The 24,417-nt window shown below is 59.4% G+C and carries 27 protein-coding genes; 4 read left to right on the top strand and 23 right to left on the bottom strand.

Annotated features, from left to right (window positions below):
- Positions 1–79 precede the first annotated feature (79 nt).
- Complete coding sequence (locus tag CAI21_RS18695; RefSeq protein WP_116303690.1) at positions 80–622, bottom strand: CAP domain-containing protein; 543 nt, start codon at positions 620–622, stop codon at positions 80–82.
- Positions 623–746: 124 nt separating this feature from the next.
- Between CAI21_RS18695 and CAI21_RS18690 the strand changes: the two genes are divergently transcribed.
- Positions 747–1,073 carry a hypothetical protein gene (locus tag CAI21_RS18690; protein ID WP_116303689.1) on the top strand — a complete coding sequence of 109 codons (327 nt, stop codon included), beginning with the start codon at positions 747–749 and terminating at the stop codon, positions 1,071–1,073.
- A gap of 46 nt (positions 1,074–1,119) precedes the next feature.
- Here CAI21_RS18690 and CAI21_RS18685 read toward each other — a convergent pair whose 3' ends face one another.
- Genes CAI21_RS18685 through nosR form a run of 7 tightly spaced genes read right to left on the bottom strand, consistent with a single transcriptional unit; the run spans position 1,120 to position 8,824 of the window.
- Positions 1,120–1,623: a nitrous oxide reductase accessory protein NosL gene (locus tag CAI21_RS18685; RefSeq protein ID WP_116303688.1), complete on the bottom strand. Its 504-nt coding sequence runs from the start codon at positions 1,621–1,623 to the stop codon at positions 1,120–1,122.
- Between the two features lie 10 nt (positions 1,624–1,633).
- Positions 1,634–2,464, bottom strand: coding sequence for an ABC transporter permease (locus CAI21_RS18680; RefSeq protein ID WP_116303687.1), 831 nt, complete (start codon positions 2,462–2,464; stop codon positions 1,634–1,636).
- Entirely contained in the window at positions 2,461–3,381 is a 921-nt protein-coding gene (locus CAI21_RS18675; RefSeq protein WP_116303686.1) for an ABC transporter ATP-binding protein, read from the bottom strand. The genes CAI21_RS18680 and CAI21_RS18675 overlap by 4 nt, the downstream gene beginning before the upstream one ends.
- Positions 3,382–3,429: 48 nt before the next feature.
- Positions 3,430–4,713, bottom strand: coding sequence for a nitrous oxide reductase family maturation protein NosD (locus CAI21_RS18670; protein ID WP_258868999.1), 1,284 nt, complete (start codon positions 4,711–4,713; stop codon positions 3,430–3,432).
- 52 nt (positions 4,714–4,765) lie between these two features.
- Positions 4,766–6,481: a TAT-dependent nitrous-oxide reductase gene (nosZ, locus tag CAI21_RS18665; RefSeq protein WP_258868222.1), complete on the bottom strand. Its 1,716-nt coding sequence runs from the start codon at positions 6,479–6,481 to the stop codon at positions 4,766–4,768.
- A complete protein-coding gene (locus tag CAI21_RS26160; protein ID WP_258868221.1) occupies positions 6,400–6,696 on the bottom strand; it encodes a twin-arginine translocation signal domain-containing protein in 297 nt (98 codons plus the stop codon). The genes nosZ and CAI21_RS26160 overlap by 82 nt, the downstream gene beginning before the upstream one ends.
- Positions 6,697–6,703: 7 nt before the next feature.
- Positions 6,704–8,824, bottom strand: coding sequence for a transcriptional regulator NosR (nosR, locus tag CAI21_RS18660; RefSeq protein ID WP_116303684.1), 2,121 nt, complete (start codon positions 8,822–8,824; stop codon positions 6,704–6,706).
- Between the two features lie 291 nt (positions 8,825–9,115).
- On the opposite strand from nosR, the gene CAI21_RS18655 reads away from it, so the two are divergent.
- Positions 9,116–9,832, top strand: a complete 717-nt coding sequence (locus CAI21_RS18655; protein ID WP_116303683.1) for a DNA alkylation repair protein — start codon at positions 9,116–9,118, stop codon at positions 9,830–9,832.
- A 75-nt stretch (positions 9,833–9,907) separates the two neighbouring features.
- On the opposite strand, the gene CAI21_RS23370 is transcribed toward CAI21_RS18655, so the two are convergent.
- Positions 9,908–10,066 (bottom strand): hypothetical protein, encoded by a 159-nt coding sequence (locus CAI21_RS23370; RefSeq protein WP_181919532.1) that lies wholly within the window; start codon positions 10,064–10,066, stop codon positions 9,908–9,910.
- Positions 10,033–10,806, bottom strand: coding sequence for a hypothetical protein (locus CAI21_RS18650; protein WP_116303682.1), 774 nt, complete (start codon positions 10,804–10,806; stop codon positions 10,033–10,035). The genes CAI21_RS23370 and CAI21_RS18650 overlap by 34 nt, the downstream gene beginning before the upstream one ends.
- Positions 10,807–11,037: 231 nt before the next feature.
- Between CAI21_RS18650 and CAI21_RS18645 the strand changes: the two genes are divergently transcribed.
- Together CAI21_RS18645 and CAI21_RS18640 are read left to right on the top strand one after the other, a co-directional pair.
- Positions 11,038–11,772, top strand: coding sequence for a DUF599 domain-containing protein (locus CAI21_RS18645; protein WP_116303681.1), 735 nt, complete (start codon positions 11,038–11,040; stop codon positions 11,770–11,772).
- 125 nt (positions 11,773–11,897) lie between these two features.
- Complete coding sequence (locus CAI21_RS18640; RefSeq protein WP_116303680.1) at positions 11,898–12,491, top strand: CHRD domain-containing protein; 594 nt, start codon at positions 11,898–11,900, stop codon at positions 12,489–12,491.
- 188 nt (positions 12,492–12,679) lie between these two features.
- On the opposite strand, the gene CAI21_RS18635 is transcribed toward CAI21_RS18640, so the two are convergent.
- The 13 genes from CAI21_RS18635 to CAI21_RS18590 form a co-directional block, all read right to left on the bottom strand.
- A complete protein-coding gene (locus CAI21_RS18635) occupies positions 12,680–13,453 on the bottom strand; it encodes an SDR family oxidoreductase (RefSeq protein WP_116303679.1) in 774 nt (257 codons plus the stop codon).
- A gap of 66 nt (positions 13,454–13,519) precedes the next feature.
- Positions 13,520–14,215 carry an ABC transporter ATP-binding protein gene (locus CAI21_RS18630; RefSeq protein WP_116303678.1) on the bottom strand — a complete coding sequence of 232 codons (696 nt, stop codon included), beginning with the start codon at positions 14,213–14,215 and terminating at the stop codon, positions 13,520–13,522.
- Positions 14,215–14,970, bottom strand: coding sequence for an ABC transporter ATP-binding protein (locus CAI21_RS18625; protein WP_116303677.1), 756 nt, complete (start codon positions 14,968–14,970; stop codon positions 14,215–14,217). The genes CAI21_RS18630 and CAI21_RS18625 overlap by 1 nt, the downstream gene beginning before the upstream one ends.
- Positions 14,967–15,224: a hypothetical protein gene (locus tag CAI21_RS18620; RefSeq protein ID WP_147305172.1), complete on the bottom strand. Its 258-nt coding sequence runs from the start codon at positions 15,222–15,224 to the stop codon at positions 14,967–14,969. The genes CAI21_RS18625 and CAI21_RS18620 overlap by 4 nt, the downstream gene beginning before the upstream one ends.
- The gene (locus CAI21_RS18615; protein WP_116303675.1) at positions 15,200–16,261 is read right to left on the bottom strand and encodes a branched-chain amino acid ABC transporter permease; all 1,062 of its coding nucleotides are present in this window, start codon (positions 16,259–16,261) and stop codon (positions 15,200–15,202) included. Before CAI21_RS18615 ends, CAI21_RS18620 begins: the two co-directional genes overlap by 25 nt.
- A complete protein-coding gene (locus CAI21_RS18610) occupies positions 16,258–16,998 on the bottom strand; it encodes a branched-chain amino acid ABC transporter permease (RefSeq protein ID WP_220348832.1) in 741 nt (246 codons plus the stop codon). Before CAI21_RS18610 ends, CAI21_RS18615 begins: the two co-directional genes overlap by 4 nt.
- Positions 16,974–17,204: an ABC transporter permease subunit gene (locus tag CAI21_RS24225; RefSeq protein ID WP_220348830.1), complete on the bottom strand. Its 231-nt coding sequence runs from the start codon at positions 17,202–17,204 to the stop codon at positions 16,974–16,976. The genes CAI21_RS18610 and CAI21_RS24225 overlap by 25 nt, the downstream gene beginning before the upstream one ends.
- 89 nt (positions 17,205–17,293) lie before the next feature.
- Positions 17,294–18,550 carry a branched-chain amino acid ABC transporter substrate-binding protein gene (locus tag CAI21_RS18605; RefSeq protein WP_116303674.1) on the bottom strand — a complete coding sequence of 419 codons (1,257 nt, stop codon included), beginning with the start codon at positions 18,548–18,550 and terminating at the stop codon, positions 17,294–17,296.
- A gap of 78 nt (positions 18,551–18,628) precedes the next feature.
- Positions 18,629–20,275 (bottom strand): long-chain-fatty-acid--CoA ligase, encoded by a 1,647-nt coding sequence (locus CAI21_RS18600; RefSeq protein ID WP_258868998.1) that lies wholly within the window; start codon positions 20,273–20,275, stop codon positions 18,629–18,631.
- A 62-nt stretch (positions 20,276–20,337) separates the two neighbouring features.
- Positions 20,338–21,657, bottom strand: a complete 1,320-nt coding sequence (locus tag CAI21_RS25255) for a 3-hydroxyacyl-CoA dehydrogenase (RefSeq protein WP_258869000.1) — start codon at positions 21,655–21,657, stop codon at positions 20,338–20,340.
- Positions 21,582–22,448, bottom strand: a complete 867-nt coding sequence (locus CAI21_RS25250; RefSeq protein WP_258868997.1) for an enoyl-CoA hydratase-related protein — start codon at positions 22,446–22,448, stop codon at positions 21,582–21,584. Before CAI21_RS25250 ends, CAI21_RS25255 begins: the two co-directional genes overlap by 76 nt.
- A gap of 51 nt (positions 22,449–22,499) precedes the next feature.
- On the bottom strand, positions 22,500–22,877 hold the full coding sequence (locus CAI21_RS24220; protein WP_220348828.1) for an acyl-CoA dehydrogenase C-terminal domain-containing protein: 378 nt from the start codon (positions 22,875–22,877) through the stop codon (positions 22,500–22,502).
- Positions 22,878–22,894: 17 nt separating this feature from the next.
- Positions 22,895–24,301: an acyl-CoA dehydrogenase family protein gene (locus CAI21_RS18590; protein WP_220348826.1), complete on the bottom strand. Its 1,407-nt coding sequence runs from the start codon at positions 24,299–24,301 to the stop codon at positions 22,895–22,897.
- Positions 24,302–24,417: the final 116 nt, after the last annotated feature.

The raw sequence follows: 24,417 nt of genomic DNA, 5'->3' as shown, positions 1-24,417 counted from the left end.
GAAACGTTATAACATCTCAAACAACAAACACAAGAGAACCTACGTAAATCATGGACCTGCCGTGCGGCTATCTTCCGCTTTATTGAGGAGCAGCTAATTTCATCGTCCAGTAAGAGCCAAAGTCGCTGTCGCGGTTGAAAGCAACCGCCACGCCGACCTCCGTTACATTCGGGCTCATCAGATTGGCGCAGTGGCTTGGACTGTTCTCCCAAGCCTGCATGGCCGCCTCGACCGTCTCCTGACCCGCTGCCACGTTTTCCGCCCAAGCCGAGAAGCGATAGCCGGCGGCTTGGATTCTATGGCCCGGCCCTAAACCGTCGGAGCCGGTATGGCCGAGAAAGTTATTCCGCGCCATGTCGTCCGAGTGCGCCTGTGCCGCCCGCACTAAAGGGCCGTTCCAATCGACAGGCGCCACCGCGGGAAAATCGTCGTCGCCACAACGGCGCGGCTGGGTGCGAAAAGCGTTCAGACGGCTCAGCACAGCCTCTTCAAGGTCGGTGTCGGCATCGGGGACCGTGCCGTTCTCGTTGGGAAAATCGTTATCGGAATCGGCATTGCAAGCAAGCAGCAGTACGCTTAAACACCCCACCGCTAACCAAGTACGTCCTTGTCCAACCCTCATCCGCGGCATCCTCTAGGTAAAGGCAATCATAAAACAAGAAGATGATGGTTTTGCCGAGTTTACACAAGACGGGCGCCGCGGTATCGGTTAGAAAAGAGCATTATCCTCAGTCGGAGGCTATCTAATGGCACGCAGATACATCACCGTCGACCATGACACCGGCCCGTTGGCCATTGGCGACTATCTACTCAGCGCTAAGGAAATAGGGGAAGAAACGGAGGACGGCGAGCGGGAGATTTTGCTCGTTATCACCGACACTCGTATCAAGGGCCCCGAACGGAGCAAGGCCCGTTACCTGGCCACCGGCGAGGCGGTTGAGATCGACCGCGAGCTTAGCGTGCGCTTTTTCGTCGGCGGCAATGGCCAAACGCGCGGCATGATCGAAGCGCCGGCGCAATGGCTACTGCGTCGCGTTAAACTGCGCCCTGCCAACCTGGGGCAGGCAGAATAGCGCCCTCCGCCCCTGGTTGTCGGTGGCAGCAGCCGGACCCCACCCGCTAAAGGTTTTGCAGCGTATCCAAGTCGATATCGCTGTAACTTAACACCCGCCCGCCGTGCTCGGCGACAAAAGCTTCTGCATCGGCAAGCTGGCCGAACGGAGCTAAGGTGGCGCCCATCGCACCGGTACGACCGTGACCGACGACGAAATAGGCGGATTTGGCATCGATAAATGCCGAATCCGAAGGCGACGCCCAGTCGGTTTTAGCCATATCGTGAACGTAGACGGCGGCCACTTGAGCGGAAGCTTCCGGTTGTAGTAGCCAAGCGAATAAGTCGCGCGTCGAACAGAAGTTCAACTGGCCCCGGTTATGACGTAAACACACCTGCCCCTTCGGGCCAGGGTGGTGCGATACGAACATACCGCAGACGGCGCAGTCGTGGCCACTGTCGATGGGCGAGGGGCTACAGCTCAGGTCGCTCTCGTCGCGGCGACCGCAGCCGGTCACACTGATTAGACTGGCGACCCCAAGACCGATCAATAATCGTCGACGCGTCAGCATCTTTTCTACCTCACGTGCGCCGCTGGCTGAAATGCCAACCGGCCAAAGCTAATGGAACGATCACCCAGGCCATGAGCACGAATAACAAGGTGCCTGGGCCGAAACGGTGCTCGGCGGCAATAGAAGTCAATCCAGCGGAGGCCTGAGTAGCTTCGAAACCGGTGAGATTCGCCAGCCTGAAGACATCGGTCGGGTTGAGCAACAACAGGTAGCGGAAAAGGTCGGCGTTAACGCCGCCGCCGGTACCCACCAATAAACCGAGCAGGGCCAGATCGAAGACCAGCACGAACACAAACCACACCACCAAGGCGAGGCCGGCAGCCCGCGATTTCTCGCCGGCTAGGCTGCTGAGCAACAGGGCAAAGGCGATAAAGACCCACCCCAACAGCACGGCCGTCACGATGAAGTAACTAAAGGCGGCAACGAGTGCGCCCACTGCCGCGGTATCAGAGAACAGGAGAATGACCACGGCGGCCAAACCGAAACCGACGCTGGTCGATACGGCCAGGATGGCGCCGTGACCGAGAAACTTACCAAGCAGCAACTGCAAGCGGTTGAGCGGATAGGTCAGTAGTAACAACAACGTACCCTGCTCCTCCTCGCCAACGATGCTGTCGTAAGCAAGCATGAGCGCAATCAACGGAATCAGAAAAACCGCCAGACTGGATAAGCTCACAAGGGTGGTATCGAGCGAGGTGAAACCGACCGCACCCGACGCCGCCGCACCGAAGTAGGCAATTCCCAGCGCCAGCAAGGCAAAAATGAGTGTGATGGCTAAGGCCCAACGGTTGCGCAGGCCATCGCGGAATTCTTTCTCGGCAACGATAAAAACGGTGTTCATGAGTCCACCCGCGCCAGTCCGTCAAAATAGGTATAAAGGCTTTCCAACGACGGCGGCTCGAACGTAAGGTCGTTCACCTTGGGATGATCGAGCAGTTGGCGTAACGCCGAGAGCTTGGCCGTTGCCGGCACGGCAAGTTCTAACCGGTGCGCATCGATACGCCGGGCCTGGTAGCCAGGCTCGGCGAAAGACGCCACGCAGTCGGTTTGCTGGAAGTCGCCGCGCGCTTGAATCAACAACGGTAATCCGGCTTGTTCGCGTAAGGTCTCTAAGCTCCCCAGGGCGAGCAAACGCCCGCCGCCGAGGATGGCAGCGCGGTCTATGTGCCGCTCGACGCCGGGCAGCACGTGCGAGCAGAGAATGATGCTCACACCGTCTTCGCGTAGTTCGTCGATCATTTGGTAGAACTGCTGGGTCGCCAGCGGATCGAGCCCGACAGTGGGCTCGTCCAACAACAGCAATCGAGGCCGCCCCAGCAAAGCCTGCGCCAGCCCAAGACGCTGGCGCATACCTTTAGAGTAAGTTTTGACGCGACGATCGGCGGCGGCACTCAAGCCAACCCGCTCCAGCAGTAACTCGACCTGCGTCCGGCTGGCTCGCTTCAAGCGGGCGAAGTAGGACAAGACCTCGCGTCCGCTGAGCTGTTCGTAGAAGGTGACGCTCTCCGGCAAGTACCCTACCCAATGGCGGCGTCCGCCGGCGCCGCGGGCGCGCGGGTCGTGACCGAACACCCGAACGCTACCCTCGCTGACGGCAATCAGCCCTAACACGATTTTCATCGTCGTGGTCTTGCCGGCACCGTTATGCCCTAACAGCCCCAGCACCTCGCCGGGCTCAATGCGAAGATCGAGCCCGTTCAGCGCGCCCAGCTTACCGTAGCGTTTGCAAACGCCCGTCAGTTCAATCGCAGCAGTCATGCCGCACACCTCCTACAGGACCCACCTGCCTGCTTCGCCCAACCATCGCTACGGCATCCTCATCAATGGTGCGCTGTCGCGCACGCCCTGCGGCCGAAAGACCGGAAATTGCCGTTGCGCCCAGCGCAACACCTGAATAGCGGGGCTATTCATCAATACCTTGGCCAAGGGGTATTTCCACAACAGACGGTCGACCGCATCGTTCGGCTCGTAAGGCGTGTCGCCGATGCCGTCGCCGCTCAAATCCCAGCCCAGATAGTCGCTCCAGTAATTGCCGCGGCCGTTGTAGGACCACTCCTGCTCCCGCGTGGCGACGTAGCGGACTTGAGTTTGGTTGTGTAGAAAGCTATTGCCGTAGATGCGGTTTTGCTCAGAACCGGCGGTGAGATGAATACCGATTTCGCTTTGCGCGAAGACGTTGTCGCGGATCTCGTTCCCTTGCGAGTTATAGATAAAGATGGCCTTGCCTTCGCTGCCTAAGGTAACCCCGTGTTCCCGTCCGGCGGGCCCATGCCAGCCGGTTACCCGTTCGACACGGTTCTCGGCAACGGTGCTGTTGCGCACGAAGTTCAGCAAGAATCCGTAGTTATGGTCGTCGACCGAGGTATTGCCGACCACTTCCAGAAAATTCGACATCATCAGTGCGTAACCGCTACGCGTCCTGCGGCTATCGTTGCCGACGATGCGCCCGTGGTGGGAATACATGTAGTGAATGCCATAGCGCAGATCGGAGAAGCTGTTATCGCGAAATTCGACCTCGCGGCTCGTATCGATGTAGACACCGTCCCGTGTATCGCGAACGGTATTGCCGACGAACAGGCTACGGTCGATGTTGTACAGCCGAAGGCCGTCGCCGCGATCCTGCGAGCGCACCTCGGCACGGCCGACGATATCGTTGTCGCGGGCTACGGCTCCCTCTAGGTGCCATAACCAGATACCAAAGGCGCTGTTTTCCATTCGGTTGTTGACGATCTTGATATTGTTGGCGCCGCGATCGCCATAGACAGCGGCATTGGCCTCGGTAAGGTTAAAACCGGAGTTCCGCAGAATCAGGCCTTCCAGGCGCACATCGGCTGCCGTTACCCGCACCACATCGCCCTCGCCGCCGGCGTCGATTACCGCCCCAGGCCGGCCGCGCAAGGTCAAGGGTTTATCGATCACGATGCCGCCCCGGTACACCCCGGCTTCCAGCACCAACTCGGCACCAGGCTCTACCCGATCGATAATAGTTTGCAGCGCGCCGTCGTCCGGACGCACGGTCATAGCTGCCGCCGCTGTCTGAACCAGCAAGAACAGCATCAACGCACTGCTGAAAATTAAACCTCGGTACACACAGCCTCCTAGAAAAAAGGCGGCCACCCCTAACGGAGCGGCCGCCATGGGCTTACGCCTCGACCAGCATGCGGCCGTTCATTTCCATGTGCAGGGCATGGCAGAACCAGCTGCAGTAGTACCAATGCACCCCGGGTTTATCCGCCACAAAAGTAACCGAGGAGGTTTGCTGCGGATGAATCTCGAAGTTGATGCCGTGGTTCACCAGACAGAAACCGTGGCTGACGTCCTCAATTTCGTCGAGGTTGGTCACCACGATGGTAACTTCCTGGCCTTTCTTGACCTTGAAGTCGGTGATGCCGAAGTTCGGCGCCAGCGAGGTCATGTAGACCCTCACCTTATTGCCGTCCCGAATCACCTTGTTGTCCCGCTCCAGTACCACGCCGTCGCGCTTCGCCATAGCCACCGTTTCGGCAAAGAACGGATCGTCCCGGTCATAGATCTGCTTGGTGCGGATCTGATCGGCCCTCACCATAAGCGCGTCGTGCGGCTCGGCGTAGGTCGGGCCGTCGTGCACGATCTTCATCTTATCGCCGGAGATATCGATCAACTGATCGTTCTCGGGATGGAACGGACCCACTGGGAGGAACCTGTCCTTGGAGAACTTCGACAGCGCGGCCAGGTACTTACCGTCCACGTCGCGGCTACAGGCAAGCGAAGCTTTGAGATGGCCGATCTGGTAGTGGACATCTACCCGGTCGCGGATGTAGTTGACGCTCTCGCCGTTGTACGCGCGGATGGCGTCGGCGATGTTCCACTTCACCACTTGGCTGTCGAGGAACAGGGAGGTGTAGGCGTTGCCGCGGTTGTCGTACGTCGTGTGCAATGGCCCTAAGCCGACTTCGGGCTCGGCGACCACGGTATCGCGCGGATCGTTGAGTTTGCCGGCGAACCAGTCGTCCACCTTCGCCCACTCGACCACCGTACAGGTCGGCGAGAGTTTACCGCTGGCAACGAAGTACTTACCGTCCGGCGGCGCGGTGTTAATGCCGTGGGGGCTACGCGGCACCGGAATGTAAAGCGTGTATTCGGTGCCACCCTGGGCGGCGCCGCGGCCGTCGATGACCGGCACTTTAGAGTCGCCAATCGTGGTGTACTTACCGTCCCGCACCGCTTGCTCGATCGCCGGCAGGTTGAACACCACCGCCCAATCGCGCTCCGGCCCCATCATTTCCGGCAGGGTCACGCCACGCTCGGAGTTGTAGCAGGAAGCGGCCAGATATTTACCGGTGTAATCGGTGTCGGCGTTATCCAAGTTACCGTCGACGATAACCTGCCAAACCACCTCCATCGTCTCGGCGTCGAGGGCCGACATCAGCGTCCAGTACTCTTTCGGGTTTTCCAGGTGGCGGCCGTCGTTCGGCAGCGGAATAATCATCTCGCCACCGGCGTAGACGCGCTCGGTCTTCGGCACCCGCTGCAAAGTCAAAGCATGGATGGACTGCACGTTGGGAATGGTCGTGATCTTATCGGTACGCATGATATCCAGGCGTATCCGCGCGACCCGGGTATTGGCTTTATCGTTGATAAAGCACCACCGGCCGTCGTAGCGTGCATCCGTGTAGCTCACCTTCGGGTGGTGGGTATCGCCGTTGAGGAAAGCTCCGCCCTCGCCTAAGACGCGCTTACTTTCGTTAGTGATACCCCAGCCGGTCGCACTGTCGAAGTTGAAAACCGGAATACGCATTAATTCGCGCATGGAGGGGATACCGAACACCCGCACCTCGCCGGATTGGCCGCCGCTCCAGAAGCCATAGTAGGTGTCCAACTCGCCAGGCGCGACGTGGTGATCCTTCTCCAAAGGCCGGCCAGGGCGACTGGCCGATGCACCGCCGGAGAAAATGCCGCCGGCAAGGCCGCGCCGGCCACACCGGCCACCGCCGCACCGCCGAGGAACGTTCGCCGACTCAAGCCCTGGGAGGATGAGGATTCGGCCGCGGTTTGCTCGGCTTCCCAATCAGCAGGCTGCTTTTTATCAGTCATGGTACTACTACCCTTTTGCTTTACCGGCCGATGCCGGGACATGGATTTCCGGGAAACCACCACCAGCACGTGCGGCCGCTTTCTCGTGCCGCTTACGCTGCTTAACCATGGGCGGACACTTGCGGTCGTTCCAGTAGGTAACCTGGCAATCCAGGCAGTGGTGACATTCGTTGGGGTTGATGCGGCCGTCAGGATGAATGGCCTGCACTTCGCATTCGTTGGCGCAGATCTGGCAAGGCTGGCCGCAGTCGTTCGGATGCCGCTTAAGCCAATCGAACAGGCGCAGCCGCGCCGGCACGGCCAGCGCCGCACCCAGCGGGCAAACGTAGCGGCAGTAGAACTTATTGGTGAACGCCGACACCAACACCAGGCCGAGGGCATAGATCACAAAGCCCCACTCGCGCTGGAACTGCATTAAAATAGCCGTCTTGAAGGGCTCGACTTCGGCATACACCTCGGCCTGACCGAGCGAGTGTAAGGACACCGCGAACAAGAACAGCAGAATCAGATACTTCAGCGCCCAGAGCCGCTCGTGCACGGCGAACGGCAGCTCGTACTGCGGAATCTTGACCTTACGGGCCACTTTATTGACCAGCTCCTGCAGCGCGCCGAAGGGGCACAACCAGCCGCAGAAAACGCCCCGCCCCCAAAGCAACAGGGTGACGGCGACAAAGGCCCAGAGGATGAAGATGAGCGGATCGAGCAGGAAGGTTTCCCAATTGAACTCGGTCATCAAGGCGCCGGTAAACGTCAGCACGTTCACCACCGACAGCTGCGCCAGGCTGTACCAACCGATAAAGAACAGCGTATAGAGCAAGAAGCCCACTCGCAGACGACTGATCAGGCGCGGATAGCGAGTTAACCAGTCCTGGAACAGCAGGATAAAGGTCAACACCGTCAACCCTAGTGCCAATACCGCGATCTGGAAGACGCGATCGCGCCACACCTCAACCCATAAGGCGCTAGCGGCGTCGTTCACAGCGCTCGGAGCTTCGAAGTAGTGCGCGGGCAACTGATACTCGCCGGAGAAGGTAATGAACACGCTATCCAGCGGACCGGTCTGGCGCCGCACCAGCAAGTCGATCTCCCACGGTTTGCCGGGGTCGAAACCGTGCTCGGCCCGGATCACAAACGCGCCGATCTCTGCCAAGCGTGGCGCATCCTCCGGCGCTACAGTACGAAAACGGAGGTAGTCCCGATCTCGAAACGACAGGCTGTGACTGCCCTGGTGCAGGTGAATCCGATCGAAGATGCCGCCGCGCACGTAGCCGGAACCGCGGAAGGAGTACTCGCCGCGCGCCATCAACAAAATAGCGTGCTCGTCCTCCGCCAACCCACTCATCAGGCGTTCGTAATTGGCCTCGCCCAGCAGGTTGCGGCCTATGGTAGGCGCACTGGCATAAGCGTAATAAAAATCGATAAAGGTATCGTCTTCGGTACCCGGCGCCGCCACGCCGACACCTTCCGCCTCGCTACCGACGAAAGCCTCGTCGACCTCGCCGCGGGTAAGGTGCAAGCGACCGATAGCCCCCTCCTCCCGCAAAGCTTCCCAGCCCGCTTCGTAGAAAACCTCGTCGTAGACACGCGCCACTGCGCCCTCGCCGCCCACCGATAAGCCGTACGCCTGTGCCACGACATGCGCCGAACGCATAATGCCCTCGCCCATGACCACGACCGTGACCGTAGCGCCGGACACGGCGTCGACATTCACCACATCGGGCTGCACTCTGCGGCTGCGACCTACCCGAACCCGCTCGCGGACCGAGCGGGTAATGTACTGGCCGACAAAATCATCCAGCGCCGACTCCGGAATCCCGACCAGCATGATCGGCTCATGGTGTTCGATGACCTCAACCCCGGTAATCCGGCCCTCCACCGACAAACCCACCAACATATTGACCGGTTTACCGGAATAGGCAGGAATCGGCGCGACATCGTTGGTTTCGAAGAGATACCCTAACAACTCGTCGTTGCGGTAAACGGCGCGCACCTTCGGCTCACCGCTAGGCTCGGCAATACGCGTCGCATCGGGGAAGAAGGGATGGGTCGCAGCGGCCGACACGGACAACCACAGCAAAGCCCCTAACAGTGCGCAGGCAAAAGCGACAAGACCTAAACGAATAGACATAATGTCGGCTACCGTTATCTGTAATCAGCGGGCCGCAGCGGCCAATAAACGGAGGGCAAAGCGACAGTTGGCGGACAATAACCCGACAGGGCTCCGTCAACGGCCTCCCTGCCCGGTACGTATAGAAAGACTAATGCTGGATCACGTGAGCAACCTTGATCGATATCAACTTGAGAAGTGACCCTTAGCACAGAACAGCACGACCTGAGCAAACCTTGACGAGTATCAAGAGAAGGGCGGAATGTCGAACGCCGACCGGCGCGTCGCTCCAAAGACAACAAGGAGAAGCGTATGCAGAAACCAACGGCAGAGGCGTTACTCGCCGAGTTGCGAGCAATCGGTCATCCCGAGGCTGTCGAGAAAGTACGTCGATTTTATAAAGGCCCTGCCGCTGACGGCGAAATTCTTGGCGTCGGGATCGGCCAGATCTTTCCCTTAGCCAAGCGCTACACCGAACTGCCGCTAAACGACATCGAACAGCTGCTGGAAAGTCCTTACTACGAGGTGCGCATGGCGGCGGTGAGCGTCATGGACTTCCAAGCGCGGCAAAAATCGCTGTCTGCCGAACGGCGCAAGGCCTTGTTCGAACTCTATCTAAACCGCCACGACCGCATTAACAACTGGGACCTCGTCGACCGCGCTGCACCGCACGTCGTCGGCGGCTACCTTATCGACCAGCCGCGAGATGTCTTATATGAGCTGGCTCGCGCGAGCGACCCGTGGAAAAGGCGCACCGCCATCGTCAGCACCTACTATTTCATTCGCGCCGGCGAGGTCGACGACACCTTCGCCATCGCGGCACAACTTCTGACGGACGAGCACGAATTAGTGCTAAAAGCCGTCGGTTCCTGGTTACGGGAAGCAGGCAAGAAAGCCCCGCAGAAACTACTTGCGTTTCTCGACCGACATGCAGCCACAATGCCGCGCGTAACGCTGCGCTACGCGTTGGAAAAGCTGGATAAAGCACAGCGAGATCATTACATGCAGCTGAGCAAAAGCGCGCGATGATAAGCCCCTACCGACAACGCCCCGCGGGCCGCTTAGCGACCGGCAGGGCGTTATGGCCGGGCCTTTGCAAAAAGGTTAGCGATTAGCGCGGGCGGTAGACTTGCGGTCGTGCTCGACCTCCTCCGCCGGCGCCTGAGCGGCGGCGGCCTGCGCCCGCTGCGGGCCGGAGGTACCGACAATGGCACCGACCAGCGCGCTGATCAAACCAAGCAGCAAGGCGAAGAACACCCCCACATCGCAGCGCCGGTAGCCTCCGCCGCGTCGGCCGCGGCTTGTTCGGCATCGCCTAATACTCCTTGGATCTCCTGCTGCAAGGTTCCCGAGATTTCCTGAACGCTTTGCTGATCCAAACCGGTGTTGGCGACCAACGACTGTTCAATCACCTGCTGGTTGACCTCGCCGCCTTGCAGCCCTTGGGTCACCACGTCTTGCATGGCCGACTCCAGCTCGCCAGCGGTAAGCGTCGGATGGCCCGCCTCCTCCAACTGCTGGTTAATCGGGTCAAGCAACTGCTGAGCGCCGACATCGAGGGCTTGCCCATTAGCCTGCTGAGCGACCCCCACGAGGCCCTGCCCCAGGCCGACCGCCCCGGCGATCAACGCCGAAACCAACATCCACACCGCGACCATGCCAAGCACCGTGGCAAAACCCCAGAGCACCGCGCCATGAATGGCGCCGGACATCCGATCCTGCGCCCCGGCCGACCGTGCGGCAACATATCCGCCCACGAACAAAGCAACAATCGGCGCGATAACCGCCCAGATACCGGCAAACAAACCGGGGAAACTCAAACCGCCGGCCGTAACATCCACACTCACCAGCCCTACGGCCAAGCCAAATACGTACAACAAAGCCCACACGCCAAGCGCAACAAAAGCCCCGCCGAAAATCGCGCCCCAACGCAAGCGTCGGGGATCTTCTGTCGGGGCGGCAGCCGTCATACCGGCGCGTCGTTCCGAGATCATCTGAACCATAAGACTACTCCTTCATAAGCCCCTGATATGGCTTAGAGCGGAGAATTGGGCTATAGCAGTAAGGTTCAAAGGGTTAAGCGAGCGCTAAATAACTAATATCGTCCTATTTCAGTAAATATTATCGGGCCTCCGCGTTGCCGAGCCGCTGCCGCCTAATGCGGAGCTCTCGCCGAAGACATCGGTTTTAATGCAGAATACGCTGACTTTCACCACTACGAACGACCGGACATCATGCCAGGAACCTTTCCCTTCGCCCGTTTGCTGGAGTTACCGCTCGCCGATCTGCTTGCCCTTGGTTTTTTCCTCGTGGCCTGGGCGGGTTACGCTTACTACACCGACTACAGCAAACGCAGTCAGGACACCCTATCAGCCGTGATGTCCCACCATCGCTTGCGCTGGATGCGCAACCTAGTCGAACAGGAAAACCGCGTCGCCGACTCAACCATGATCGGCAACCTCATGCGGGCGGTCAGCTTCTTCGCCTCGACCTCGATTCTGATTCTGGGCGGTTTACTCGCCCTGCTCGGCTCGCTCGACCGCTCCTACGAAGTCATCCTTGCCCTGCCCTTCGTGGCCGACGACGGCAAGCTGGTATTCGAAGTAAAGGTAGCGGTGCTGGTGATAATCTTCGTCTACACCTTCTTCAAATTCACCTGGTCGATTCGCCAGTTCAACTACTGCTGCGTGGCCATGGCCGGCGCCCCGGCGACCACCGCGCCGAAGGAAGAAAAAGAGCACTTCGCCCATTTTGCCGCGCGTCTCAACGCTTTGGGCGCACGCAGCTTTAACGAAGGCATGCGCGGTTACTACTTCGCGCTGGCTTCCCTGGTCTGGTTCGTCCACCCGTACGCCTTCATCGGCGCGACCCTGGCGGTCATCGCCATTCTCTACCGCCGAGAGTTCCACTCGAAGACACTGAAGACCCTGCGTGCCTCGCTGCAAGCGGCTGAGCAGAACTCGGGTTAATCGAGAACATCAATTAGAACCATTGAATATTCTTATTTTTGCTTCATCTATGCCTGTCGGGGCGGACAAGAGGATTCACCGCCCGTAGGAGTTCAGCACGTTGAACGGCAGGAGGCCTTATTGCGATGCGAGCAAAAAGCTTTGGACGATGGTTACCGGGTTTGGTGCTAAGTTTGGCCGTCGGTGTGGCTAGCGCCGGTGAGGACAAGCACAAATACAAGCCCATTCATTTCGAAGCGGAGCTGGAGAACGAGCACGTGGTGGAGGGTGCGCCGGAAACCGGGGCGACCGGCCGGGCTAGCGCCGTTTTGGTGGGCAATGAGCTGACCGTTCACGGTAGCTTCCACGGCCTTTCCAGCCAATTGCGGGATATCGAAGCAGATCCGGAAAACCCCGGCGTTCATATTCACCCCGGTGCCGCGGGCGAGGCCTATAGCTACATTTACGGTATGCCGGTGGATCTCGGCGCCGACGAGCGTAGCGGTATCTTTTACGGCCGCTTCGAGCTCTCCGACGAGGAAGTCGCCCTCTTACTCGACGAGCGACTCTATGTCGATATCCATACCGTTGACTACGGCCCCGGCGAAGTCCGCGATCAGCTGCGGCCGGTCGAGCCGGAGGAAGCCCGCAAGCGCCTGGAGAAGCACTCGCCCGCACCGCATGAAGTCGATCCGGCCGAGATCGAAGGAACCAACGATAACGCAGGGCACATTCATTGAGCTTTGCTCGACGAACCAGGAGGTGATCGGCGCAACGGCGCCGAGCACCTCGGCGATCTGCCGGAAGACAAGGACGGCAAAGCTACGTTACAGAGATATTTCTATAGGTTCGCGCGCCAATTTCCCTTGCGTCGTCGCACTTACCCAATTGGCGGGAGGGCGGTTGAGACGCAAGGGAAACGTGTCGCTTACGCGACGCTGGCACCGCCATCCACGGCTATCCACTGGCCGGTAATATGCCGTGAGGCATCGGATGCCAGGAGCGCTACTAGCCCCTTGAGATCTTCCTCGCCCCCTAGCCGCCCCAACGGCGTCCGCGCGGTAAAGGCATCCCCCATTTCGCTCAGCAAACCATGCGTCATTTTGGAGGGGAAGAAGCCTGGGCAAATGGCATTGACATTAATACCGTATTTGCCCCATTCCGCCGCTAAGGTGCGGGTGAAGTTCACCACCGCGCCTTTGCTCGTGTTGTAAGCGATGGTGTTCATACCCGCCGGATTACCGGATAAACCGGCGACCGAGGCGATGTTGACGATCTTGCCCGCCTGACGGGGGACCATGCAGCGACGGCCGACTTCCTGCGCGAGGAAAAACACGCTGTCGATGTTCAGGGTCATGACCTTGCGCCAAGCTTCCGCCGGATACTCCTCGGCCGGCGCGCCCCAGGAGGCTCCGGCGTTGTTTACCAGAATATCGATATCGCCTACCGTCGCGACGACTTGTTCGACCAGCGCCGGGATATTGTCTAGCTGCGACATATCGGCCGGGAAAGTCGCCACGTCGATACCCTGCGCTTGCAGGTGCTCGGCGGCTGCCGTTAGCTCGTGCGCTTTCCGTGCGGTAATTGCGATACGCGCACCTAGCTCACCTAAGGCCTCCGCCATCTGCAACCCTAACCCACGCGAACCGCCGGTGATCAAGGCGACTTTACCGCTCAGGTCGAATAACTGCCGAACACTCATTACGTACTCTACTCCTCAAATAACGACGCCGCCGTTAACGGCGGCCGTCGGCCCTGCTTAGCCCTATTAAACTTCTAACCACTCCTTACGAATTTCCGGCGCGGCCTGGAGCTCTTTCGGGCTACCGTCAAACACCACGCGCCCTTCGCCCATCACATACAGGCGATCGGAGATATCCAAGGCGATGCCCAGCTTTTGCTCAACCAGTAGAACCGCCATACCTTCTTCCGCGATCTGTTTGAGCAACATGGCGATTTCTTCCACTACCTTCGGCGCTAAGCCTTCGGTCGGTTCGTCGACGATGATGCAACGCGGGTTGCCTAACAAGGTCCGGGCCATGGTCAGCATCTGTTGCTCGCCGCCGGACAGCACCTCGGCTGCCGTTTCTTCCCGCTCTTTCAGCCGCGGGAAGCGGCGATAGATCTCGTCATAGCTCCAGCGCCCGCTCTGGCCCTTGCGCTTGATTCCCAGCTCCAGGTTCTCGCCTACCGTGAGGCCGGGGAAAATCGCCCGATCCTCCGGCACATAGCCCAGGCCGCGACGCGCAATTGCATGCGGAGGCAGCCCCTGGATGGATTGGTTCTCGAAACGCACTTCCCCGGCAGGCGGGACTAAGCCCATGACGGCTTTACACAAAGTGGAGCGTCCCACGCCGTTACGGCCTACCAGGCTGACGATTTCTCCCTTTTCGACGTGCATGGAAACGCCGCGCAACACATGCGATTTGCCGTAGTAGGCATGCAGATCGGTGGTTTGCAGCATTAGTGCACCTCCTTACCCAGGTAGGCTTCCTGGACGGCGGCATTGGCACGCACGGCTTCCGGGGTATCGCTGGCCAGCACTTCGCCGTAAACCAGCACCGAGATCCGATCGGCAACGCCGAACACGACCCCGAGATCGTGCTCCACCATCAGCAAGGTGCAATCGGTGGTTACCTCTCGAATCAGCTCCATCACCTCGTCGGCTTCGGTTCGACTCATGCCGGCGGTCGGTTCGTCGAGCAACAACACTTTGGCACCGGATGCCATCGTGGCACCGATTTCCAACGCCCGCTGCTCGGCGTAGGTTAGCAGGCCGGCCGGAACGTCGCGCCGTGCCGTCAACCGTAAACGTTCGAGCAGTTCCTCGGCGCGCTCGGTCACCTCCCGCTGCTTCGTTACGAACTTCCAGAAGGCGTACTTGTGCCCCATCGACCACAGCAGGGAACAGCGCAGGTTTTCCATCACCGTCATGTTCTGAAACAGGTTGGTGACCTGGAAGCTACGACTCAGCCCCTGTCGGTTGATCATATGCGGCGATTTACCGCTGATCGTCTCGCCGAACAGGTCCACACTGCCGGCAGACACCTGCAAGCGGCCGCTGATCAAGTTGAACAAGGTCGACTTACCCGCCCCGTTGGGGCCGATCAGAACGTGCCGTTCGTTTTTCGCCACATCGAGATCGACACCGCGGATAATCTCGGCGCGACCGAAGTTTTTCTTCACGCCTTTGAGGCTTAAAGCAACGGATTCGCTCATTTTTTACCCTCCCCGGCCGCCGCTACCGCGCGCGCCAAAGCACGTCGGGCGTGCAAGTAGTACGTCGCCACCGAACCGACCAAGATGATGCCGGAGACCACCCACGGCATCGCCGTCGTGGCATTGACCGTGAAGTAGAACAGCGTCATCGGCATGCTCGGGTCCCAGCTCCGCTGCACATGGTAGGTAAGTTCGATAATGCAGATGGCGCCGATCAACGCGGCGATGATCAAAACGACGGAGTACAGTCGCAACCCCACCGTTCCACGCCAATGACCGGCACGCCAGCAGCAAATTGCTGCATCGCAGTCCCGAACAGACCCATCGGTGCAAACATCACGACCATCATGAACAGAAGGCCGAAGTACAGCATCCAGGCATCGGTCACCGAGCTTAAGGAGTGCTCCAGGTACACCACGAGGGTGGCGCCGAACACCGGCCCGAGGAAAGTGCCGATACCGCCGATGTAGGCGCTAAGCAGTACGGTGCCGGACTTGATGGCACCAACGGCCTCGTCGGTCACAATCTCCTGAGTAAGCACGAACAACCCGCCTGCCAGACCGGCAAAGAAAGCCGACAGGCAGAATTGGAAGAAACGCACCAACTGCGGGCTATAGCCGACGAACTGCGCCCGTTCGGGGTTATCGCGCACCGCGTTGGCCATCCAGCCCAGCGGCGTTTTGCGCAGCAGGAACATGGCCGCAGCGGCGAGCAAAGCCCATACCACAACCAGGTAGTAGACCGTGACGTTCGGGCCGTAGTTGATTCCAAACAGCGACACGGCCTCGTCGCGGTCGCCGAACAGCCCCGCCTCGCCGCCAAAGAAGCCGGTGAACATGTACGAGCTGGCATGCACGAGTTCGCCCAAGCCTAAGGAGATCATGGCAAACACGACCCCGGCCCGGCGAACCGATACGGCACCGAAGATAATGCCGAAGAACAAACCGGCGAAACCGGCTACCAGCGGTAATAGCTCGATGGGCAAGGCCAGGCCTTCGTTCATGGCGCGCAGCACGTGCATGGAGCAGAACGCCCCGAGCCCGAAATAGACGGCATGACCGAAGGACAATAACCCGGTATTACCCAAGAGCATGTTGTAGGACAGGGCGAACACGATCATGACCGCCATCTGATTGAGCATCGTGATGGCATGACCGGAGGTGAACACCCGCGGCAGGATCAAAGCAATCGCCAGCGCCAGCAACCAAGGCCAGAGGATGCGGAGCCACTGCGAGCCCCGCAGCGCGACAGGCGCTGCGGCGGCGGTTTGTTGTTGCGATACTGCACTCATGCTTCACGCCTCCCCATCAGACCGCGCGGGCGGAAGATCAACATCAGCACCAGCAGCAGGAACGGCAGCACCGGGGCGATACGCTCCGAACTCATGTTCCACAAGGTGGAGAATAAGCTATCGGGCGCTACGGTAATCAGACCGGAGAATGCCGAAGCCAGGGAGAAATCCACCGATAAAGCGAACGTCTGTAGAATTCCGATCAGAATGGATGCGATCAGCGCGCCTTGGATGGAACCCAAACCGCCGAGCACGACAACCACGAACACGATCGGCCCCATCATGAAGGCCATGCCGGGTTCGGTAACCAAGTAAATACCGCCGACTACGCCACCAAGTGCAGCTAGTCCGGTACCGATAGCAAACACCGCCATGAAAACCTGCGGCACGTTATGGCCGAGAGCCGATACCATGTCCGGCCGCGACAAAGAACCTTGAATAATCAACCCGGCACGGGTTTTTTTCAGCAGTAGGTACAAACCGACGAACATCGCCACGCCGACCACCAGCACAAACACCCGGAATGCCGGGTAATTGGAGCCGAACAGGCTGAACAACGGTTGGTTGAGAACGTCCGGCGCCCGGTAGTTCATCGGCATGTTGCCCCAGAACAAGCGGACCAGTTCCTCGACAACGAAGGCTAAGCCGAAGGTGAACAGCAATTCCGGCACATGGCCGTAGGCATGAACGCGCCGCAGTCCGTAGCGTTCGACTAAGGCGCCGATACCGGCCACCACAATTGGCGCCAAAACAGGGCGACCCAGAACCCGGTATACATCCCCAATGTGTATGCAAAGTAGGCACCGAGCATGTAGAAACTGGCATGGGCGAAGTTCAGTACGCCCATCATGCCGAAGATGAGTGTGAGACCGCTGGAGAGCATGAAGAGCAACATGCCGTACAACAGTCCGTTAAGTAGGGAAAAGATAATCGTTTCGAGCATGGAAACCCCCGTTCCTGCGACAGAAGCGTCCCGGCACCGGCGCACCGGCGCCGGGACGTTCATTAGTTACCGCTGCTTAGTCGCTCCGCTTACGGACGGCGCATTTCGCAGCTGGTCGGAACTACGGTTTCTTCAGCCGGAATCTTGGCGATGGTGCGGAACCCAACGCCACTGTTCTCAACGTCGTATTCGACGTCGGCATCCATCACCGAGATATACATCGGCTGAATCAGCTGATGGTCGTCGGCCCGCATATAGACCGTGCCGGTCGGCGACTCGAAGCTCATACCGGCTAAGGCATTGGCAACCGCTTTCGCCTCCGTGGTACCGGCCTCTTCGATAGCCGCTTTCAGCATGTACATCTGGTTGTAGATTCGCTGGTAGTACCAGTTGATTTCCGGGTTCCGCTCGTCGAAAGCCTTCATCCACTCCCGGTTTTCCGTCAAGTCTTCCTCGAACGGCACATTGGAGTGCCACTCGGTGATTTGCAGTAAGCGACCGGCACCGGCCTTACCCAAGGCGGCCGGCACGCCTAAGCCACCGCCGTAATAGGTGTAGAAGTTAACGTCGAGGCCGGCATCTTCGGCAGCCCGCACCATCAACGCCAGATCGTTACCCCAGTTACCGGTGATCACCGAGTCGGCACCGGAGCGGCGAATACGGTTGATATACGGGGAGAAGTCGCGGACCTGACCGATCGGATGCAGCGTCTCGCCCACGATTTCGATATCCGGCCGTTTCTCCGCCAGCATCCGCTTAGCCGTGGCGGCAACCGCATGGCCGTGCGAGTAATCCTGGTTGATCAAGAAGACCTTCTTAATATCGTCACGCTCTTGCATGTAGTTGGTGAGCGCTTCGAGCTTGATGTCGCTTTGGGCATCGAAACGGAAGTGCCAGAAGCTGCACCGCTCGTTGGTGAGTGCCGGGTCGACGGCAGCGTAGTTAAGGAACAGTACCCGGTTGTTGGGATTGCGGCGGTTATGACGATCGATACCGGCTACCAACGCCCCGGCCACATCGGAGCCATTGCCCTGGGTAACAAAAGGAATGCCGCGGTCGATGGCGCGCTGGAGCAAGGCTTGAGACTCTTGCGCACTTTGCTGATTATCCATCGGCACGATCTCAACCTGACGGCCGAGAATCCCGCCTTCGGCATTGATCCGTTCGGCAGCAAAGCGGAAATGACGCAAACCGGCATCGCCCACGTTAGCGAACGGTCCGGACAAAGGCTCGATGTAAGCGATACGAATGTTGTCGGCTTTTGCGGCAGTGGCGGTAAACGCCAAACTCAAACCCGCGGCAATAGCACCGGCCAAGATGCCGGCACGACGAATGGCTTTACTCATTATTTCTCCTCCAGACGGCGGTTGCCGCTTTTAATGTTTTTTCTGAGTAACGCTTTCTCTTTCGTGGAAAGCCAGGCCTTAAGAGGCCTTGGCTTCCGGTAGTACATAGTCTTTGAATTCCTCCCGTAGTTTTGCTTTTTGCAGCTTGCCGGTGGCGCTATGCGGCAGTTCGTCGACGAACACCACATCGTCCGGCAACCACCACTTCGCAACTCGCGTTTTCAAAAACTCGATAACGCCGGCCTTATCCAATTCGCTACCGGCTTCGCGCACGACGACCAACAGCGGCCGCTCGTCCCATTTCGGGTGATACGCGGCAATAACCGCCGCTTCGGCGATTTCCGGATGGCCGACCGCTTCGTTCTCAAGGTCGATGGAGCTGATCCATTCGCCGCCGGACTTAATGACGTCTTTCGTCCGATCGACGATTTCCATGTACCCCTCGGAGTCGATCTTCGCGACGTCGCCAGTACGGAACCAGCCCTCGTCGTCGAATGATTTAGCATTCGCTTCCGCGTTCTCGTAGTAACCGCTAATAATCGCAGGCCCACGTACCAACAGCTCGCCGAAGGCTTTACCGTCGTGCGGCAGCCGCTTGCCGTCGCCATCGACGATTTTCATCTCGACACCGAACATGGCACGCCCTTGGGTGACTTTGATATCGAGCTGCTTTTCTTCCGGCAGGTTTTGGTCCTTCGGACGCACCAAGGAGACAGTGCCGACCGGGCTCATCTCGGTCATACCCCAACCCTGCAAGGCCTCGACGCCGTGCTGGCTCTTGAACTCGGCCATCATCGCGCGCGGTGCGGCGGAGCCGCCGATCAAGACACGCTGCAAGCTATCGAGCCGCTCGCCGCTGCCCCGCAGGTGGCCAAGCAGCCCCATCCAGACAGTCGGTACCCCCCAGGCTTCGGTGACGCCTTCTGCATTCATCAATTCGGTGAGGCTCGCGCCGTCGAGGTTCGGGCCGGGGAACACAAGCTTCGCCCCGATCATCGGCGCAAAATACGGTACCCCCCAGGCGTTGACATGGAACATCGGCACCACCGGCAGCAGGGAGCAGGTTTCGTTCAGCCCCAAACCGGGTATCGCCAGCACGGAAAAGGCGTGCAACAGGGTCGAACGGTGGGAATACATAACCCCTTTCGGGTTACCGGTGGTACCGGAGGTGTAGCACAACGACGAGGCCGCTTGCTCGTCGAATTCGGGCCACTCGAACGCGCTGGGCTGCTCCGCGAGCAGATCTTCGTAGCAGTAGGCGTCGGGCAAGGAGGTCTCGGGCATGTGCTCGCGGTCGGTCATAATGACATAGCCGCGCACGCCTTCGAACAAGCCTTGCAGTTTCTCCAGCAGAGGCACGAAGGTCAGATCGACGAAAACGTATTTGTCCTGGGCGTGGTTAACGATGTAGCTGAACTGATCGACCGGTAAGCGGGGGTTAATCGTGTGACAAACGGCACCGATACCCGATGTAGCATAATAGATTTCGAAATGGCGATAGGTGTTCCAGGCGACAGTGGCAACACGATCTCCGGGCTCGACGCCAAGCTTCCGCAGAGCATTCGCTAGTTGCCGGCTCCGGGCAGCCGCCTCCGGGTAGGTATAGCGATGTATACCGCCTTCCGGCATGCGGGAAACGACTTCCTGATCCGGAAAGTTCGCAGCCGCATATTCGATGATATGGGAAATCATCAACGGTCGATCCATCATCAATCCGCGCATCATAGTGCTCCTCCTCCAATAATTTTTTATGTGTTATGCAAACACTGTGCGCTTGGCGAGCTTGGTCAGACAGCTTCGATACGCGTTCTCCCGTCGCTCGCTAAACGCTCCAACAAAGGCGCCGGCTGGAACCACATCTCGCCGTACGCGCCGAGTTGCTCGCGATAATGGCAAATACTCGCCAGCACCCGATCCAATCCCAACTGTTCGCCGTAGTGCATCGGCCCGCCCAACCAGGCCGGAAACCCGTAACCGTTGATCCAAACCAGATCGATATCGCCGCTGCGCAACGCAATCCCTTCCTCAAGCAGCAAGAGGCCCTCGTTGATCAGCACGAATAGGCAGCGGTCGTGGATTTCCTGATCGGAGATCTCACGGCGGGGAATATCCAGCTCCGCCGCCAGACGCTCGGCAATTGCAATGACTTCGGGGTCTTCTTTCTGCTGGCGCCCTTCGTAAAGATAGAAACCGCGCCCCGTTTTTTGGCCGTAGCGCCCCATACCGTAGAGTTCGTCGGCAAGCTTGCAGTAGCTGGGGTCGTGACTGATGGCATCGCGGCGGGATTCGCGCACCAGGTAACCGACATCGATACCGGCGAGGTCGTACATGGACAGCACCCCCATGGCCAGCCCCAGCTCGGTCAGCACGCGGTCGACCTGCGCCGGCGTTGCCCCCTCAAGCACCAGACGATGCGCTTCCCGCGCATAGGGCTCCAACATACGGTTGCCGATAAAACCGAAGCAGACACCCGATACCACGGCGACTTTGCCGATTTTCTTCGCCAAACCCAGCGCTGTGGCCAGCACCTCGGGAGCCGTCGCCTCTCCCCGCACTACTTCTAGCAGGCGCATGACGTTAGCAGGGCTGAAGAAATGCAGTCCGATGACATCCTGCGGGCGCTGGGTTACGGCGGCGATCTCGTCGACATTAAGGGTAGAGGTGTTGGTCGCGAGAATTGCACCCGGCTTGCACACCTTATCCAAGGTGCCGAATACCTGTCGCTTGATGTCCATGCTCTCGAACACGGCCTCGATGACCAGGTCGGCATCGGCCAGATCCGCGTAATCCAGGGTGCCGTCGATCAGCGCCAAGCGCTGTTCGGCAACGCGGCGACTTAGCTTGCCGCGTTGAATGCTAATTTCGTAGTTCTTGCGGATTTGCGCCAGCCCACGATCCAGCGCCTCCCGCTTAACCTCTAACAACACGACCGGGATACCGGCGTTGGCAAAGTTCATCGCAATGCCGCCGCCCATCGTACCCGCACCAATCACAGCCACTTTAGCCACCGGCCGCCGGGGGGTGTCGCGCTCTACAGCAGGCACCTTATCCGCTTGCCGCTCGGCGAAAAACACGTGGCATAAGGCCGTCGACTGCGAGGATTCCATAGCCTTACTGAACAACGCCGACTCACGGACCAAACCCTGCTCCAAGGGAAGCTCGCAAGCGGTCTGTACCGCCTCCACCGCCAAACGCGGTGCGACTTGTCCGCGCCAGCGCTTTTGGTTCTGCTCGATGTAGCGTTGAAAAAGTCGTCCGCCAGTCCGGCACCCGGCTCAGGTTGCGGCGGTTGCGGTTGCGGCGGCGCCTTTTGCGCTGCGAGTTCCTCGGCAAATGCCCGCGCGTTATCTAACAAGGCATCGGCGGAATCGGCCAACCTGTCGATAAGCCCTAACTCACGTGCTCGTGCAGCAAGCAGCGGCTGGCCGGAGATGATCATACTCAATGCTGCGTCAACGCCGATCAGACGCGGCAAACGCTGAGTGCCGCCTCCCCCGGGGATCAGCCCCAACTGGATCTCGGGCAAGCCGAGCTTGGCACTTGGCTCGGCGATACGGTAACCGCAGGCCAAGGCCAACTCCAAACCGCCGCCTAGGGCGACGCCCTCAAGAGCGGCGATCAGCGGTTTATCGAGTTGAGTAAGGTGGCGCAATAAGGTGGGAAAGTCAGGCGTCGACAAGGCGGCGGGGGTACCGAATTCTTCGATATCGGTACCGGCGCTAAAGCTTCCCCCTTCGCCGTAGAGAATCAGCACCCTAACGGCGGGATCGCGCTCGGCAACTTCGCACGCCGCCGCCAGTGCAGCCCGTACCGGCTGACTCAGGGCGTTTACGGGCGGATTCGCCAAACCGATAAAGGCGACGCCATCCTCAACGTGGTACTGAACCAATGCGCTCATCACTCCACCCCTCACTCTTATTGTTATAAGGCGCGCTGTCGCTACCAGTATCTAGAACCAGGCATTCTCCATCTCGAACGCGGCACCGTTGCCCGCACTTAGCAGTCGGGCCATGGCCTCCACCGGCGCCAGCTCCCACTCCATGAAATAACCCGCGGTATGTACCTTGCCGCGATAAAACTCGGCATCCTCGCCACTGGCACCGGCCTCAAGCGCATGGCTTGCAACAAGCGCCTGCCTTAACCAGATCCAACCGACCAAAACCCGACCGAAAACATCCAAGTACGTGCTGGCATTCGCCAAGCCCCGATCCGGGTCCGCCGCCACCTGCTGCTGTAAATCGCGGGTCACTGCTTGCAATATTTCGGCAGCCTCGGCGAGCTTGGTCGCTAACGGCGCACAGGTCGCATCCGCCTTTGCTTTATCCAATGTCGCATGCAAGGTTTTTACGAACAGTGCGTAGCCTTCGCCACCGCGCGGCCGAGTTTACGGCCGAGCAAGTCGATCGCCTGTATGCCTTCCGTCCCTTCATGGATCGGATTCAGGCGGTTATCCCGGTAGAACTGCTCCAGCAGGTATTCGCGCGTATAGCCCGCACCGCCAAGTACCTGAATCGCCAAGTCGGACGCTATAACGCCGTAGCGGGACGGGTACGACTTCACCATCGGCGTGAGCAAATCGAGCAGTTCTCCGGCTTGCCGGGCCTGCTCCGGATCCGGTGCCGTACGCGCATCCTCGGCCAGGCTGGTGGCGTAGAGACACAACGATAAGCTACCTTCGGCGTACGCTTTCTGCATCAGCAATAAGCGTCGCACGTCGGCATGTTGGATAATGCGCACCTGTTTGGATAGCGGGTCTTTGCTGCTTGGCAAACGCCCCTGCGGACGCTCGCGCGCGTAGCTCAGCGCATGGACATAGCTTTGGTAAGCCAAGGTCGCCGCCCCCAGGCCGACGCCGATCCGAGCCTCGTTCATCATCTGGAACATATAGGCCAAACCGTGGTGGGGCTTGCCGACTAAGTAGCCGACCGCCCCGTCGCCCTCGCCGAAACTCAGCACCGTGGACGTGGTATTCCTATATCCCATCTTATGCAGCAAGCCGGCCAGCGCGACGTCGTTTCGCGCGCCCAACTCGCCATCGGAATTCACTAAAACTTTCGGCACCAAGAATAGGGAAATCCCTTTGGCGCCCGCCGGCGCACCTTCGATACGCGCCAGCACCATGTGCACGATGTTCTCGGTCAGCTCGTGATCGCCGCCCGAGATGAACATCTTCTGCCCGAACAGGCGGTAGCTACCGTCCTCGGCAGGTTTAGCAGTGGTACGAATATCGCCCAGCGCCGACCCCTGCCCCGGCTCCGTCAGCGCCATGGTGCCGCTGAAGCGGCCGTCCATCATCGGCGGCAAGAACCGCTCGCGCAACTCAGGCGCGGCAAAGCTCTTAACCAGATTCGCCGCGCCGATGGTTAGGAAAGGATAAGCGGTGGTGGATACGTTAGCGGCATTGAAGTACGCCATACAGGCCCGCAAAACGACCTCGGGTAACTGCATCCCGCCGTCTTCGGCATCGTGATGAGCCGCCAAAAAGCCGGCATCGGCGAACGCATCCCACGCCGTTTTGGTCTCGGGAATCAGGCGGACACGGCCATCTTCGAACACCGGCTCTTCGGCGTCGCCTTTTTGATTGTGGGGTGCGAAATAATGCTTGGCAAGATCGTGGGCGGTATCGAGCACGGAATCGAACACGGCACGATCGTGCTCGGCATATCGCGGCCGCTCCAGCAGCGCTTCGATATCGAGCACTTCGTAAAGCTGGAATTTAAGATCCCGATCATTAAGCAGGCTGTCCGTCATCAAGACCTCCGCTAAGTGGGCCAGGCCCGCCAATCCACCCGACCGCAGTCAAGATACATCGGCGAACTACCTTTCCTATTGGTTGTAGCACCCGCTTTGACGGATCGCCTCGAACC

This window comes from Alkalilimnicola ehrlichii (assembly GCF_003399765.1).
Lineage (GTDB): Bacteria > Pseudomonadota > Gammaproteobacteria > Nitrococcales > AK92 > AK92.
Note: the sequence above shows the minus strand (reverse complement) of the source record. Positions and strands in the feature narration are given on the sequence as shown.